Raw genomic sequence first — 14,356 nt, forward strand, 5'->3', positions numbered from 1 at the left:
GGCTGGCCTACTTGAGGGCCGCCGAATAAATGTCTGGCTTGAAGCCAATCAGGGTTCTGTCGCCGAGATCCAGCACCGGGCGCTTGATCATCGAGGGTTGCGCGAGCATCAATTCAATGGCTTTCGACTGATCGAGATCGGCTTTGCGTTCGTCTTCGAGTTTGCGAAAGGTGGTGCCCGCGCGGTTCAACACCACTTGCCAGCCGTGCTCGTTGCACCATTGGGTCAAGTGTTCGCGGTCGATACCGGCCGTTTTGTAGTCATGGAACTCATAATTCACCGCGTGCTCATCGAGCCAGGTACGCGCCTTTTTCATGGTGTCGCACGCTTTGATACCGAAAAGGTGCAACGTTTTGCTTGAAGCGGTCAAGGAATTGCCCCCCTCTGATCCAATGGAATGGGCTGATGAAAGCCAAAGGTCTGGGATTATGCCACGCCCAGCGCATTTGGGTGCCGCTCGTCAGCGCCGTGCGACTTTTGTGCAAACGCCAGCGCGCAGCATAGGCGGCTAATATGGCACTTCAACGGCGCGTTGTTGCCAGAGGGGTGTCGTTGCTTGTTGATTGTCCGGGAACCCGCGTTATGCAAACCGCCTACACCGTTCTTATCCTGCTGATGCTGGTCAGCGTTTCGCGCCTGGTCGGGCGTGTCATCCCGTTGCCGTTGCCTTTGGTGCAGATTGCCGCTGGCGCCTTGCTGGCCTGGCCCACCTTGGGGCTGCACGTGGCGTTGGACCCTGAGTTATTTCTGTTTCTGTTCTTGCCGCCGCTGCTGTTCTCCGATGGCTGGCGCATGCCCAAGCGTGAATTATGGCGTTTGCGCGGGCCGATCCTGACGTTGGCGGTAGGGCTGGTGCTGTTTACCGTGGTGGGTGCCGGTTACTTCATCCACTGGATATTGCCCGCGACCCCGCTGCCGGTGGCCTTCGCCCTGGCGGCCGTGTTATCGCCGACCGATGCCGTGGCGGTGTCGGCCATTTCCCAGAATCGCTTGCCGACGCCACTGATGCACATGTTGCAGGGCGAGGCGTTGATGAATGACGCGTCGGGTCTGGTGACCTTCAAGTTCGCCTTGGCCGCGGCGTTGACCGGGGTGTTTTCGTTGGCCGATGCCAGCCTGACCTTCGTGCTGGTTGCCGTCGGTGGCCTGGCGGTGGGCGTGGCATTGAGTTGGCTGGTCGGGCGGTTGCGCGCTTGGATGATCGCTCGCGGCTGGGACGATCCGGCGACGCATGTGGTGTTCATGTTGCTGCTGCCGTTCGCCGCCTATGTGCTTGCCGAGCGCTTGGGCGCCTCGGGCATTCTCTCGGCGGTGGCGGCCGGCATGATGCAAAGCTGGCTCGACCTGCTGCCACGCCAGACCAGCACACGCCTGCTTAATCGCAGCGTATGGTCGTTGCTGGAGTTCGCCTTCAATGGCCTGATTTTCCTGCTGTTGGGCCTTCAGTTACCGGACATCATCAAGGCAGTGGTGAGTCATGAATCGACGCTGTGGCCGACCTTGCTGTATCGCTGTCTGGAAGTCGTCGCAATTTTCCTGGTCTTGGTGGTGTTGCGCTTCGTCTGGGTACAAAGCATCTGGCGCCTGTCGGGGCTGCTGCGACGGCTGCGTGGCAAAAGCGAACTGACATTGGTCCCAACCGCGCGCTCCTGCTGGCTGTTGACTGTCGGCGGTGTGCGCGGTGCCGTGACCCTGGCCGGTGTCATGTCAGTGCCGCTGCTGCTCGCGCCAGGCCAGGATTTTCCCGAACGTGATTTGCTGATCTTCATCGCGGCCGGGGTAATCCTTCTGTCGTTGATCGCCGCCTGCATCGCCTTGCCGCTACTGTTGCGCGGTATCGAAAAGAGTCCTGACGAAAAGCGCCATAAAGAGGTGCGCGAGGCTTGGAAAAAGACGGCGGTGGCCGCTATCCATGCGTTGGAAATCGAGGAGTCCAACGAGACACAGGATGCGGCACAGGCGGCGTTGGCCACCGAACTCAAGGCGCGAATCATGTCGGAGTACCGCCATCAATTGGAGGTGTTCAACGACTCCGCCGAAGCACAGGCGTTGGCGTTGCAACTGGATCAATTGGAAAGCAGGTTGCGGCTCAAGGCATTGAGGGCCCAGCGATTGGAGCTGTATCGGCTCAGCCGCCAGCACCAGATCGGCGACGATGTATTGCGCGAGGTGCTGGCAGACCTGGACATGAGCGAGGCCAACCTGGGGCCGCGAAAGTGAAGGGAGTCGCTACTGGGGTCACTCGGCGGTCGCCGGCGCCCTGGGGTAGGCCTTCTTCGCCCAGGCGATATCGCCCTGGCTGAGCATCGCGTTCCTTGAGTGCACGACGGTGTCGGTGGTCCACCCGCTTGGAGTGGAATAGTGCATGACCGAGTCCGGGTCATAGGGCAAAAGGTCATACGTACCGCTGCGCGGCACCTTCAGGAAGTTGTCTTGCAGCATGCTCTGCGTGAACTGTCGACTCAGAGCGGGCAGGTTCCACGAGATAGTTGCGTCGGGGTGCTGATGGGCGTGGAGGGCGCCGAGCATGTGCCCGAATTCGTGAATGACGGTGTACTCGAAGTTGGCAGCCGTATGGTCCAGAGGCAACAGCATGGTTGGGGTACCGAATGTGTTCACGGCATCGGTGCCTATTTCAGAGCTGCCTCCGCTTTTGTTGCCGTGCTGCGTGATGCGCACATCACCCGTGTCTCCCGAGACGAACTCGAAGCGTAGATTGATATGCGGCAACCACTGGCTGGCGGCGTTTTTGACGGCCACCACATAGGGATCATTCATTTCGTAATCGGATAGTGCGATCTTGAGGGTGCTGTTCTGTGGCCAGTATTTGGCAGGCTCTCCCACATTGCGGCGGGTTCTTGCGCCTCTTTCGGATGGGTGTGCGTTTTCGACGCTGCAGTCAGTGATTGACGGATAAATCGGGGTGAAGTGCGTGGGAGAAATCATGCGGGCTGACCTGTGGTGTTGAAGGACAAGGGTGTGCCTTGAGTCGTCCTGACCACAGGGTGGTTCCAGCATCAGGTATGAGGGCGTGTAAGTTTGGCCCGTATGCGTTGTGGCGCGTACGGGCCGCAGGCCTCAAATATTGCGTTGGACAAAGGCGCGCACGCGTTCGGCCGCTTCCACGCACTCCGCCAATGGCGCCACCAGCGCCATGCGCACACGCCCTGCGCCTGGGTTGAAACCGTCCACCTCGCGCGACAGATACGAGCCGGGCACTACGGTCACATGCTCCTGCACGAACAGGTCGCGACAGAACGCAGCGTCGTCGCCATTCACCTTCGGCCATAAGTAGAACCCGCCGTCCGGGGCCTGCACATCCAGCACCGGCTTGAGGATCGCCAATACGGCGTCGAATTTCTCGCGGTACAGCTCACGGTTAGCCTGGACATGAGCCTCGTCCTGCCAGGCCGCGATGCTGGCCAGTTGCGTCTGCACGGGCATAGCGCAGCCATGGTAAGTGCGGTACAGCAGGAAGGCCTTCAGAATCTCGGCATCACCGGCCACAAAACCTGAGCGCAGACCCGGCAGGTTGGAGCGCTTGGACAGGCTGTGAAACACCACGCAACGCTTGAAGTCCTGGCGACCCAGTTCAACGCAGGCGCTGAGCAGGCCCGGCGGCGGGGTTTGCTCGTCGAAATACAGCTCGCTGTAGCACTCGTCGGCGGCGATCACAAAGTCGTATTCGTCGGCCAGGGCGATAAGTTTTTTCAGGGTGTCGATTGGAATCAACGCGCCGGTCGGGTTGCCGGGGGAGCACAGGAACAGGATCTGGCAACGGTTCCAGATGTCCGGCGAGACCGCGTCGAAATCCGGGTTGAAGCCGTTGCTGTCCAGGCACGGCAGATAATGCGGCTGGGCGCCGGCGAGGAACGCGGCGCCTTCGTAGATCTGGTAGAACGGGTTCGGGCTCACCACCAGTGCGTCGTCACCGCGATTGACCACGGTTTGAGTGAACGCGAACAGGGCTTCGCGGGTGCCGTTGACCGGCAGGATATTGCGCGCCGGGTCCAGCCAGCCCTTGGGCACGCTGAAGCGACGTTCGCACCAGGCACCTATGGCCTCGCGCAGCGCCGGAATGCCCAGTGTGGTGGGATATACCGCCATCTGATCGAGATTGCTGCTCAACGCCTCGGCCACGAATGTCGGCGACTTGTGCTTGGGTTCGCCGATGGACAGGGCAATGGGGCGCTTGTCCGGGTTTGGCGTGACGCTGCCCAGCAGGGCGCGCAGTTTCTCGAACGGGTAGGGCTGCAGCTGGTTCAGGGCGTTGTTCATCGGTGGATCTCGTGCAAGGCGTTAAAACTGCAAAAGGAGCGGCGGGCCGCTCCTGATATCAAATTGTCAGGCGCGTCAGCTCGACTCCGGGCTCCTGTGTCACGCTCAACTGCTGGACGATGGCTTCCTGCAAGCGCCGGCACAGTTCAGGGTCCGACAACGGTTGGTTATCGGCATCGGTAATGAAGAATACGTCTTCGACCCGCTCGCCGAGCGTCGCAATCTTGGCGTTCTGCAGCGACAGGTCGAACTCCAGGAAGATCCCGCCGATGCGTGCCAGCAGGCCAGGGCGATCCGGCGCACTGAGCTCCAGCACGGTGACCGGGCGTTGCGCATCGTTGGAAATAGTCACCTGGGGTGCGAACGCAAAGTGCTTGAGCTGGCGCGGCACGCGGCGCTGGATGATGGTCGGGTAGTCGTCGGGGTTGCGCAGGGCCTCGGTAAGGCCTTCGCGGATCTTCTTCACGCGCGCCGGGTTATCGCCGATCGAGTCGCCATCGGTGTCGAGCACGATATAGGTGTCGAGGGTGAACTGGCTGCTGGAGGTGATGACCCGAGCGTCATGAATGTTCAGGTTGAGCTGGTCCATGGCAGCCACGGTCACGGCGAAGAAATCATGCTGGTCCGGCGCATAGATGAAAATCTGCGTGCCGCCCTCGAATTCCCGCTGGGTGGTTTCCTTGATCAACACCAGCGGGCCGCCGTCGGCGGGTTGCTGCAGGATCGCGTCGGTGTGCCAGGCCACATCGCCGGCGGTGTGGCGCAGGAAGTAATCGTCACCCAATTGCGACCACAATTGCTCGACATCGTCGGGGTCGTTGCCGCCGCGCACCAGGATATCCAGGGCGGCACTTTGGGTGCGGCGGATCTGCTCCTCGCGGTCCACCGGGTTTTCCAGGCCACGGCGCAGGGCGCGCTTGGTCTCGGTGTACAGCTGGCGCAGCAGGCTGGCGCGCCAGGAGTTCCACAGAGTGGGGTTGGTGGCGTTGATATCGGACACCGTGAGCACGTACAGGTAGTCGAGGCGGGTTTCATCGCCGACCACCTGGGCGAAATCGTGGATCACCTGCGGGTCGGACAAGTCCTTGCGTTGGGCGGTGGTCGACATCACCAGGTGGTTCTGCACCAGCCAGACGATCAGGCGGCTGTCCCACAGCGGCAGTTGATGACGCTGACAGAAGGCCTCGGCGTCAACGGCACCGACTTCCGAGTGGTCGCCATGCCGACCTTTGCCGATGTCGTGATACAGCCCGGCCAGGTAAATCAATTCGGGCTTGGGCAGTTTGGCCATGAGCTTACTGGCCAACGGGAATTTTTCCGATACTTGGGTGTACTGCAACTTACGCAGGTGTTTGATCAGGTTGAGCGTGTGCGCGTCGACGGTATAGATGTGGAACAGGTCGTGCTGCATCTGCCCCACGATAAAGCCGAACTCGGGCAGGTAGCGCCCGAGGATGCCGTAGCGATTCATGCGGCGCAGGTTGCGGTGGATGCCGATCTTGCACTTGAACAGCTCGATGAACAGGCTGGTGTTACGGATATCGTTGCGAAAGTCGTCGTCGATCAGGTGGCGATTTTCCCGCAGCAGGCGAATGGTGTCGGCGCGCACGCCTTTGATTTCCGGCTGCTGGGCCATCAGCACGAAGATTTCCAGCATGGCGAAAGGCGTGCGGCGAAAGACATTGTCGCTGCGTGCTTCGATATAGCCGTCGTGCAACTGGAAGCGCGCGTTGATTGGCTGCGGCGGTGCTTCATCTTCGGGGGCCAGGATGACCTCTTCGAAGTGCTGAATGATCAGATCGCTCAGTTGCGCGATGCTCATGACCACGCGGTAGTACTGCTGCATGAAGCTTTCGATGCTGGTCTTGGCGTCTTCGCCTTCGAAGCCGAGCAATGTGGCGATGGAGCGCTGGTGGTCGAACAACAGGCGGTCTTCGGCGCGCCCGGCGAGCATGTGCAGGGCGTAGCGCACTTTCCACAGGAATTCCTGGGAGGAGGCCAGCAGCGCATTTTCGCTTTCCACCAGGAACGCTTCGCCGGCCAGGGCGCGCAGGTTCAGGGTGCCGTACTGGCGACGGGCAACCCACAGAATGGTCTGGATGTCCCGCAGGCCGCCGGGCGAGCCCTTGACGTTGGGTTCCAGGTTGTACTCGGTGTCGTTGTACTTGTGGTGCCGGGCTTTCTGCTCGGCGCGCTTGGCCAGAAAGAAGTCCTTGCTCGGCCACATGTGCGCGGTGCTGGTGACGTCGAGCATGCGCTGGCGCAGGCGTTCGGGGCCGGCGATGGTGCGGCTTTCCATCAGGTTGGTGATCACGGTCAGATCGGCACGGGCCTCTTCGGCGCATTCGTCCACCGAGCGTACACTCTGGCCGACTTCCAGGCCGATGTCCCACAACAGTGTGAGAAAACGCTCGATGGAATCGCGAAAGACCTCATGATCGGCGCTGCCCAGCAGGATCAGCAGGTCGATGTCGGAGTAGGGGTGCAATTCGCCACGACCGTAGCCGCCGACCGCCACCAGGGCGATATCGGCGTCGGTGCTCCAGGTGAACTGCTCCCAGGCCTTTTGCAGAATGTTATCGACAAACCAGGCGCGGTCCTCGATCAGGCGACGGATGTCGCGCCCACTGCGAAAGCGCGCGTCGAGCACCTCGCGGGCCTGGCGGATGGCTTTTTTGAAGGCGGCGATCGGGCTCGCCTTCAATGCCAGTTCGGCCTGGAACTGGCCGCGGTCGAAGAGTTCGGGATCCACCTGGGGCATCGTTCGGCTTTCCTTTCTATCTATGAATCAGTCACAACACCGTTTGGGAAAACCAACGCAGCCTTGGATTACGCCGAAACGCGCGGGATGGTGTCGTCTGCGCGCAAGGTAAAGATCTCGTAGCCCGTCTCGGTGACCAGCAAGGTGTGCTCCCACTGGGCCGAGAGCTTGCGATCCTTGGTGATGGCGGTCCAGCCGTCGCCCAGCACCTTGGTGTCGGCCTTGCCCTGGTTGATCATGGGCTCGATGGTGAAGGTCATGCCCGCCTTCAGTTCCATGCCGGTGCCGGCGCGGCCGTAGTGCAGGATCTGCGGTTCTTCGTGGAACACGGTGCCGATGCCGTGGCCGCAGAATTCGCGCACTACCGAAAAGCCGTTCTTTTCGGCATGCTTCTGGATCACTTCGCCGATATCGCCCAGGCGGCAGCCGGGTTTGACGATCTCGATAGCCTTGTACATGCATTCCTGGGTGACCTGGGACAGGCGCTCGGCCCATACCGGAACGTTACCGACGTGGAACATGCGGCTGGTGTCGCCAAAGTAGCCGTTCTTGATCACGGTCACGTCGATGTTCAGGGTGTCGCCGTCCTTCAACGGCTTGTCGCCGGGAATACCGTGGCAGACCACATGGTTGACCGACGTGCAGATCGACTTGGGGAAGCCTTTGTAGTTGAGGGGAGCAGGGATAGCCTTCTGCACGTCGACGATGTAGTCGTGGCAGATCTGGTTCAGGGTTTCGGTAGTGACGCCGGGCTTGACGTGTTCGGCAATCATTTCCAGCACGTCGGCAGCCAGTTTGCCGGCAATGCGCATGCCGGCAATGTCTTCGGCGGTTTTCAAACTAACGGTCATACAGGCTCTCTCTAGCGCGACGCGCTGAAATCAATACGGTTTACGGGTGTGCGACAAAAGGCTGCAGAATTCGCACAAGCCCCAAAAAACGCGATTCTAACAGACCAGGGTCTCAAGTCATGAACGTCTGGTGATCGCTTCTCTCTATAGGGTGGGGCTGTTTCGGCTGGTTTCAAAGGCTTGCGTTGAGACAGCTGACGGCAACTGTGATTGCGGGTTTCGTTTTCGCCCTTCGTGTGGTATAAAATGCGCCGCTTTCCGGGGATACCCCGAAAAGCTTAAATCCACACACGTGTCGACACGATGACCTGGGTGCCGGAGGCCTTGATGCCGCTGGTTGGTCATTGGGATACGTGGAGGCCAAACCCGACTTATTAAGGAACTATCATGTCCCAAGTCAACATGCGCGATATGCTGAAGGCCGGTGTGCACTTCGGTCACCAGACCCGTTACTGGAACCCGAAAATGGGTAAATACATTTTCGGCGCGCGCAACAAGATCCACATCATCAACCTTGAAAAAACCCTGCCAATGTTCAACGAAGCTCTGACTTTCGTAGAGCGCCTGGCCCAGGGCAAAAACAAGATTCTGTTCGTCGGCACCAAGCGTTCCGCCGGCAAGATCGTTGCTGAAGAAGCAGCACGTTGCGGTTCGCCGTACGTCGATCACCGCTGGTTGGGCGGCATGCTGACCAACTTCAAAACCATCCGTGCTTCCATCAAGCGTCTGCGTGACCTTGAAGTGCAAGCCGAAGACGGTACCTTCGCCAAGCTGACCAAGAAAGAAGCGCTGATGCGCACTCGTGACCTGGAAAAGCTCGATCGTTCCCTGGGTGGTATCAAGGACATGGGCGGTCTGCCTGACGCACTGTTCGTTATCGACGTTGATCACGAGCGCATCGCGATCACCGAAGCCAACAAGCTGGGCATCCCTGTTATCGGCGTAGTCGATACCAACAGCAGCCCGGAAGGCGTTGACTACATCATCCCAGGCAACGATGACGCTATCCGCGCTATCCAGCTGTACATGGGTTCGATGGCTGACGCTGTAATCCGTGGTCGTAACCACGTTGCTGGTGGTGCCGAGCAGTTCGTTGAAGAAGCTCCGGTAGCTGCCGCTGAGTAATTGACGCCCTGGCGTTGACTCAGTAAGCAAAAAGGGGGCTTGGCCCCCTTTTTGCCCCCTCGAAAACCATTTGTCGGCAGCGCAGCTACATCATCTGTAACGTGCAGCGGCCTACAAGGGTGGTTCGAGAAGAATTGATCGCCCGTTTGCTCGGGTGGAATGGTTGAAAACCTATCCAAGAGGATTTTGAAATGGCAGAGATTACTGCAGCGTTGGTTAAAGAACTGCGTGAGCGTACCGGCGAAGGCATGATGGATTGCAAAAAGGCCTTGACCAAGGCCGGCGGCGACATCGAAAAAGCCATTGATGACATGCGTGCTTCCGGCGCCATTAAGGCTGCCAAGAAAGCAGGCAACGTAGCTGCTGAAGGCGCCATCGCTCTGAAAGAAGACGGCAAGTCCGCTGTTCTGCTGGAAGTGAACTCCCAGACCGACTTCCTGGCTCTGCAGGACGACTTCAAGGCATTCGTTGCGGCCAGCGTCGAAAAAGCGTTCGCTGACAAGCTGACCACCGTCGAGCCTCTGATCGAAGCTCAGGAAGCTGCCCGTCTGGTGCTGGTCGGCAAGGTTGGCGAAAACGTCAACATCCGTCGCCTGGTCCGTGTTGAAGGTGACGTGGTTGGTGGTTACCTGCACGGCAACAAGATCGGCGTTGCGGTAGTTCTGAAGGGCGGCAACGTTGAGCTGGCCAAAGACATCGCGATGCACGTCGCAGCCAGCAACCCTGAGTTCCTGCTGCCTTCGGAAGTATCCGCCGAAGCCATCGAGCGCGAAAAAGCGGTGTTCCTGCAGCTGAACGAAGAGAAAATCAAAGGCAAGCCGGAAAACATTGTTGAGAACATGGTCAAAGGCCGTATCAGCAAGTTCCTGGCAGAAGCGAGCCTGGTTGAGCAGGCGTTCGTCAAGAACCCTGAAATCAAGGTTGGCGAGCTGGCCAAGAAAGCCGGCGCTGAAATCGTTTCCTTCACTTACTTCAAAGTAGGCGAAGGCATCGAGAAGCCGGTCGACAACTTCGCTGAAGAAGTTGCTGCCCAGCTGGCTGCCGCCAAGCAATAAGACAGTTTCAACTGTCGCCCGAAAGAGGCTGCCCGCTCACGCGCGCAGCCTCTTTTCAAATGGGAAGGCCGATTTTATTTGGCTTCCCGTCGGAACTGGCTTACAAAGCCGTGTTCCGATGGCGCTGTGATAGCGTCCAGCTAGAGTGAACGCAAGCCGTAAACGGCTCGCCAAGAATTTTTGAAAATACGCCGCAGGAGAGATTCGCAATGGCTCAGCAGGGCAGTGGTTATCAGGCTCGCTATAAACGCATTCTACTCAAGCTCAGCGGCGAGGCCCTGATGGGCTCGGAAGAGTTCGGGATCGATCCCAAGGTGCTCGACCGCATGGCGCTGGAAGTCGGCCAACTGGTCGGCATTGGCGTGCAAGTGGGCCTGGTGATTGGCGGTGGCAACCTGTTTCGTGGCGCGGCACTGAGTGCTGCCGGCATGGATCGGGTCACCGGTGACCACATGGGCATGCTGGCCACTGTGATGAACGCCCTGGCCATGCGCGACGCCCTGGAGCGCGCCAACATTTCGGCCATCGTAATGTCGGCTATTTCCATGGTCGGCGTGACCGATCACTATGATCGTCGCAAAGCCATGCGTCACTTGAACTCCAAAGAAGTGGTGATCTTCGCCGCAGGCACGGGCAACCCGTTCTTCACCACGGACTCGGCGGCTTGCCTGCGTGCCATCGAGATCGATGCCGACGTGGTGCTCAAGGCCACCAAGGTGGACGGTGTGTACACCGCAGACCCATTCAAAGACCCACATGCCGAGAAGTTCGATCATCTGACCTACGATGAAGTGCTGGATCGCAAGCTGGGCGTGATGGACCTGACGGCTATTTGCCTGTGCCGCGACCACAAGATGCCGCTGCGCGTATTTAACATGAACAAGCCCGGCGCCCTGCTGAATATCGTCCATGGCGGTGCGGAAGGGACTCTGATCGAGGAAGGCCAACAATGATCAACGAAATCAAAAAAGACGCCCAAGCGCGTATGCAGAAATCCCTGGAGTCTCTGAGCCATGCATTCGGCCAGATTCGTACCGGCAAGGCGCACCCGAGCATCCTGGGCAGTGTCATGGTGCCTTACTATGGCGCCGACACCCCGCTGAGCAGCGTGGCCAACGTCACCGTCAAGGACTCGCGGACCCTGCAAGTCGTAGCCTTCGAGCGCAACATGCTCGCTGCGGTCGACAAGGCGATCCAGAGCGCCGGTCTGAACCTCAACCCGACCAACCTGGGCGAGTTGTTGCTGATCTCCATGCCTGCCCTGACCGAAGAAACCCGCAAGGGCTTCACCAAGCAGGCGCGCAGCGCGGCGGAAGACGCGCGCGTTGCAGTGCGTAACATTCGTCGCGATGCCCTGGGTGAGCTGAAGAAGCTGGTCAAGGACAAGGAAATCAGCGAAGACGAAGAGCGTCGCGCCGTTGCCGATATCGATAAGCTGACCAAGGAAGCCGAGGCGAAGATCACCCAGGCAACCGAAGAAAAAGAAAAGGACCTGATGGCCGTATAAGGGGTCAGGACGCCTTCATGGAAAAGACCAAGCAGACTGTACCCTCCGTGGTGCCGCGCCATGTCGCGATCATCATGGATGGGAATAATCGCTGGGCGAAGAAACGCTTCATGCCAGGTGTTGCCGGGCATAAAGCGGGTGTCGATGCAGTGCGGGCGGTGATTGAGGTGTGTGCCGAGGCCAAGGTGGAAGTACTCACCTTGTTCGCGTTCTCCAGTGAGAACTGGCAGCGGCCCGCCGAAGAAGTCAGCGCTCTGATGGACCTGTTCTTCAAGGCCCTGCGTCGTGAGGCCAAGCGCCTTAACGACAACAACATCAGCCTGCGCATCATTGGTGATCGCTCGCGGTTCCACCCGGAACTGCAGGCGGCCATGCGTGAAGCCGAGGCGATTACCGCCGGCGCCGACCGTTTTGTGTTGCAGATCGCAGCCAATTACGGCGGCCAGTGGGACATCGCCCAGGCCGCGCAGCGGCTGGCCCGCGAAGTGCAGGCCGGTCATCTGCGACCGGACGACATCACGCCCGAATTGCTGCAAACCTGCCTGGTGACCGGCGATCTGCCATTGCCGGACTTATGCATTCGCACCGGTGGCGAACACCGCATCAGTAACTTCCTGTTGTGGCAGTTGGCCTATACCGAGCTGTACTTCTCCGACCTGTTCTGGCCGGACTTCAAACACGATGCCATGCGCACTGCGCTGGCCGATTTCGCTTCCCGTCAGCGTCGCTTTGGTAAAACAAGCGAGCAGATCGAAGCTGGAGCCCGGGTCTAAATGCTTAAACAACGAATCATCACCGCCCTGATCCTATTGCCGATCGCCTTGTGTGGGTTTTTCCTGCTCGACGGTTCCGGCTTCGCCTTGTTTATTGGCCTGGTCGTGACCCTGGGCGCCTGGGAGTGGGCGCGCCTTGCCGGTTTTACTGCCCAGTTGCCGCGCGTGGCCTACGCAGCGGTCGTGGCGGTGTTGCTGTTTTTGATGCATACCCTGTCGAGCATCGTGGTGCCGTGGGTGTTGGGGGCGGCCGTGCTGTGGTGGGCGCTTGCGACCTTCCTGGTGCTGACCTATCCGCGTACCAGCGGCCATTGGTCCAGCGTCGCCACCAAGCTGGTGATTGGCCTGTTGATTTTGCTGCCGGCCTGGCAAGGGCTGGTGGAAATCAAGAATTCGCCGATGGGCAACTGGCTGATCATGGCGGTGATGGTGCTGGTCTGGGGCGCGGATATCGGCGCCTACTTCTCGGGCCGGGCATTCGGCAAGCGCAAGCTGGCGCCGGCCGTGAGCCCGGGCAAGAGCTGGGAGGGTGTTTACGGTGGCCTCGCAATGACACTGGTTATCGCGCTGGTGGTCGGTCTCGTGCGCGGCTGGACAGGTAAGGAAATTATTCTGGCCCTGCTGGGCACGGCCATCGTGGTGTTTATTTCGGTGGTGGGTGATCTCACCGAAAGCATGTTCAAGCGCCAGGCCGGTATCAAGGACAGCAGTAATCTGTTGCCTGGACATGGCGGGGTGCTTGACCGTATCGACAGCCTTACCGCCGCCATTCCGATCTTTGCCGTATTGCTGTGGATGACCGCTTCGTGAGTCGCCTGCAGCAGGTGACCGTGCTGGGGGCCACCGGTTCGGTGGGGCTGAGCACGCTGGATGTGATCGTGCGTCACCCGGACCGCTATCAGGTGTTCGCGCTGACCGGCTATACCCGCCTCAGCGAGCTACTGGCATTGTGCGTGCGCCATGCGCCGCGCTTCGCCGTGGTGCCCGAGGCGGCTGCGGCGCGCGCCTTGCAGGATGATTTGCGCGCAGCCGGGCTCGCCACCCAGGTGCTGGTGGGCGAGGAGGGACTGTGCCAGGTTTCGGCGGATGCCGAAGTCGACACCGTGGTTGCGGCCATTGTCGGTGCGGCGGGCCTGCGGCCTACCCTGGCGGCCGTCGATGCGGGCAAAAAGATCCTGTTGGCTAATAAAGAAGCACTGGTGATGTCCGGTGCACTCTTTATGCAGGCTGTGCGCAGGAGCGGGGCGGTGCTGCTGCCGCTCGACAGCGAGCACAACGCCATTTTCCAATGCATGCCCGGTGACTTCGCACGGGGTTTGAGCCAGGTCGGCGTACGTCGGATCCTGCTCACGGCCTCGGGCGGTCCGTTCCGGCAAACGCCGTTGGCCGAGCTGGAGCAGGTCTCTCCCGACCAGGCATGTGCCCATCCGAACTGGTCGATGGGGCGCAAGATCTCCGTGGATTCGGCAAGCATGATGAACAAGGGTCTGGAGTTGATCGAGGCCTGCTGGCTGTTCGACGCGCGGCCTGAGCAGGTCGAGGTGGTGATTCACCCGCAAAGTGTGATTCATTCCCTGGTGGATTACGTGGACGGCTCGGTATTGGCGCAGTTGGGTAATCCCGATATGCGTACGCCGATCGCCAATGCTCTCGCATGGCCTGAGCGCATCGACTCGGGCGTGGCGCCGCTGGATCTGTTTGCCGTGGCTCGCCTGGATTTCGAAGCGCCCGACGAGCAGCGTTTTCCCTGTCTGCGCCTGGCGCGCCAGGCGGCGGAGGCGGGTAACAGTGCGCCGGCGATGCTTAATGCGGCCAATGAAGTGGCCGTGGCGGCGTTTCTCGAGCGGCGCATCCGTTTTCCACAGATCGCGAGTATGATCGAGGACGTCTTGAGCCGTGAGCCTGTCGTAGCCGTCAATGATCTGGGCGCAGTGTTCGAGGCGGACGCCAAGGCCCGGGCCCTGGCCGAAGATTGGTTGAGCCGCAGCGCGCAATAGTCTGCAGGC

General features: G+C 60.1%; 13 protein-coding genes. 8 read left to right on the forward strand and 5 right to left on the reverse strand.

The window, feature by feature from the left end:
• Nucleotides 1-7: 7 nt before the first annotated feature.
• Nucleotides 8-316 carry an arsenate reductase gene (locus PSH94_RS06645; RefSeq protein ID WP_231980866.1) on the reverse strand — a complete coding sequence of 103 codons (309 nt, stop codon included), beginning with the start codon at nt 314-316 and terminating at the stop codon, nt 8-10.
• A 266-nt stretch (nt 317-582) separates the two neighbouring features.
• Between PSH94_RS06645 and PSH94_RS06650 the strand changes: the two genes are divergently transcribed.
• Nucleotides 583-2,220 (forward strand): Na+/H+ antiporter, encoded by a 1,638-nt coding sequence (locus PSH94_RS06650; RefSeq protein WP_305436926.1) that lies wholly within the window; start codon nt 583-585, stop codon nt 2,218-2,220.
• An 18-nt stretch (nt 2,221-2,238) separates the two neighbouring features.
• Here PSH94_RS06650 and PSH94_RS06655 read toward each other — a convergent pair whose 3' ends face one another.
• The 4 genes from PSH94_RS06655 to map all read right to left on the reverse strand — a co-directional run bounded on the left by PSH94_RS06655 (nt 2,239) and on the right by map (nt 7,890).
• Nucleotides 2,239-2,946: a M12 family metallopeptidase gene (locus tag PSH94_RS06655; protein WP_305436927.1), complete on the reverse strand. Its 708-nt coding sequence runs from the start codon at nt 2,944-2,946 to the stop codon at nt 2,239-2,241.
• Nucleotides 2,947-3,078: 132 nt separating this feature from the next.
• The gene (gene dapC, locus PSH94_RS06660) at nt 3,079-4,278 is read right to left on the reverse strand and encodes a succinyldiaminopimelate transaminase (protein WP_181079250.1); all 1,200 of its coding nucleotides are present in this window, start codon (nt 4,276-4,278) and stop codon (nt 3,079-3,081) included.
• 58 nt (nt 4,279-4,336) lie between these two features.
• Nucleotides 4,337-7,039, reverse strand: a complete 2,703-nt coding sequence (locus PSH94_RS06665; protein WP_253510927.1) for a [protein-PII] uridylyltransferase — start codon at nt 7,037-7,039, stop codon at nt 4,337-4,339.
• A 68-nt stretch (nt 7,040-7,107) separates the two neighbouring features.
• Nucleotides 7,108-7,890 carry a type I methionyl aminopeptidase gene (gene map / locus PSH94_RS06670; protein WP_181079256.1) on the reverse strand — a complete coding sequence of 261 codons (783 nt, stop codon included), beginning with the start codon at nt 7,888-7,890 and terminating at the stop codon, nt 7,108-7,110.
• A gap of 387 nt (nt 7,891-8,277) precedes the next feature.
• Between map and rpsB the strand changes: the two genes are divergently transcribed.
• From rpsB to ispC, 7 genes are all read left to right on the forward strand, one after another.
• On the forward strand, nt 8,278-9,015 hold the full coding sequence (rpsB, locus tag PSH94_RS06675) for a 30S ribosomal protein S2 (protein WP_049709669.1): 738 nt from the start codon (nt 8,278-8,280) through the stop codon (nt 9,013-9,015).
• Between the two features lie 191 nt (nt 9,016-9,206).
• Nucleotides 9,207-10,070 (forward strand): translation elongation factor Ts, encoded by an 864-nt coding sequence (tsf, locus tag PSH94_RS06680; protein WP_181079258.1) that lies wholly within the window; start codon nt 9,207-9,209, stop codon nt 10,068-10,070.
• A gap of 209 nt (nt 10,071-10,279) precedes the next feature.
• On the forward strand, nt 10,280-11,023 hold the full coding sequence (gene pyrH, locus PSH94_RS06685; RefSeq protein WP_003189161.1) for a UMP kinase: 744 nt from the start codon (nt 10,280-10,282) through the stop codon (nt 11,021-11,023).
• Complete coding sequence (gene frr, locus PSH94_RS06690) at nt 11,020-11,577, forward strand: ribosome recycling factor (protein ID WP_034096240.1); 558 nt, start codon at nt 11,020-11,022, stop codon at nt 11,575-11,577. Before pyrH ends, frr begins: the two co-directional genes overlap by 4 nt.
• Nucleotides 11,578-11,594: 17 nt before the next feature.
• Nucleotides 11,595-12,350 (forward strand): polyprenyl diphosphate synthase, encoded by a 756-nt coding sequence (gene uppS / locus PSH94_RS06695; RefSeq protein WP_034096241.1) that lies wholly within the window; start codon nt 11,595-11,597, stop codon nt 12,348-12,350.
• A complete protein-coding gene (locus PSH94_RS06700) occupies nt 12,351-13,160 on the forward strand; it encodes a phosphatidate cytidylyltransferase (RefSeq protein WP_305436930.1) in 810 nt (269 codons plus the stop codon).
• The gene (gene ispC / locus PSH94_RS06705; protein WP_181079263.1) at nt 13,157-14,347 is read left to right on the forward strand and encodes a 1-deoxy-D-xylulose-5-phosphate reductoisomerase; all 1,191 of its coding nucleotides are present in this window, start codon (nt 13,157-13,159) and stop codon (nt 14,345-14,347) included. Before PSH94_RS06700 ends, ispC begins: the two co-directional genes overlap by 4 nt.
• The last annotated feature ends 9 nt before the right edge of the window (nt 14,348-14,356 follow it).

Source organism: Pseudomonas sp. FP2254 (assembly GCF_030687695.1).
GTDB classification, from domain to species: Bacteria; Pseudomonadota; Gammaproteobacteria; order Pseudomonadales; family Pseudomonadaceae; genus Aquipseudomonas; species Aquipseudomonas quebecensis.

Coding starts and splice junctions, on each gene's coding strand:
- PSH94_RS06645 (WP_231980866.1), bottom strand. CDS start 316: ATGAAAAAGGCGCGTACCTGGCTCGATGAGCACGCGGTGAATTATGAG.
- PSH94_RS06650 (WP_305436926.1), top strand. CDS start 583: ATGCAAACCGCCTACACCGTTCTTATCCTGCTGATGCTGGTCAGCGTT.
- PSH94_RS06655 (WP_305436927.1), bottom strand. CDS start 2,946: ATGATTTCTCCCACGCACTTCACCCCGATTTATCCGTCAATCACTGAC.
- dapC (WP_181079250.1), bottom strand. CDS start 4,278: ATGAACAACGCCCTGAACCAGCTGCAGCCCTACCCGTTCGAGAAACTG.
- PSH94_RS06665 (WP_253510927.1), bottom strand. CDS start 7,039: ATGCCCCAGGTGGATCCCGAACTCTTCGACCGCGGCCAGTTCCAGGCC.
- map (WP_181079256.1), bottom strand. CDS start 7,890: ATGACCGTTAGTTTGAAAACCGCCGAAGACATTGCCGGCATGCGCATT.
- rpsB (WP_049709669.1), top strand. CDS start 8,278: ATGTCCCAAGTCAACATGCGCGATATGCTGAAGGCCGGTGTGCACTTC.
- tsf (WP_181079258.1), top strand. CDS start 9,207: ATGGCAGAGATTACTGCAGCGTTGGTTAAAGAACTGCGTGAGCGTACC.
- pyrH (WP_003189161.1), top strand. CDS start 10,280: ATGGCTCAGCAGGGCAGTGGTTATCAGGCTCGCTATAAACGCATTCTA.
- frr (WP_034096240.1), top strand. CDS start 11,020: ATGATCAACGAAATCAAAAAAGACGCCCAAGCGCGTATGCAGAAATCC.
- uppS (WP_034096241.1), top strand. CDS start 11,595: ATGGAAAAGACCAAGCAGACTGTACCCTCCGTGGTGCCGCGCCATGTC.
- PSH94_RS06700 (WP_305436930.1), top strand. CDS start 12,351: ATGCTTAAACAACGAATCATCACCGCCCTGATCCTATTGCCGATCGCC.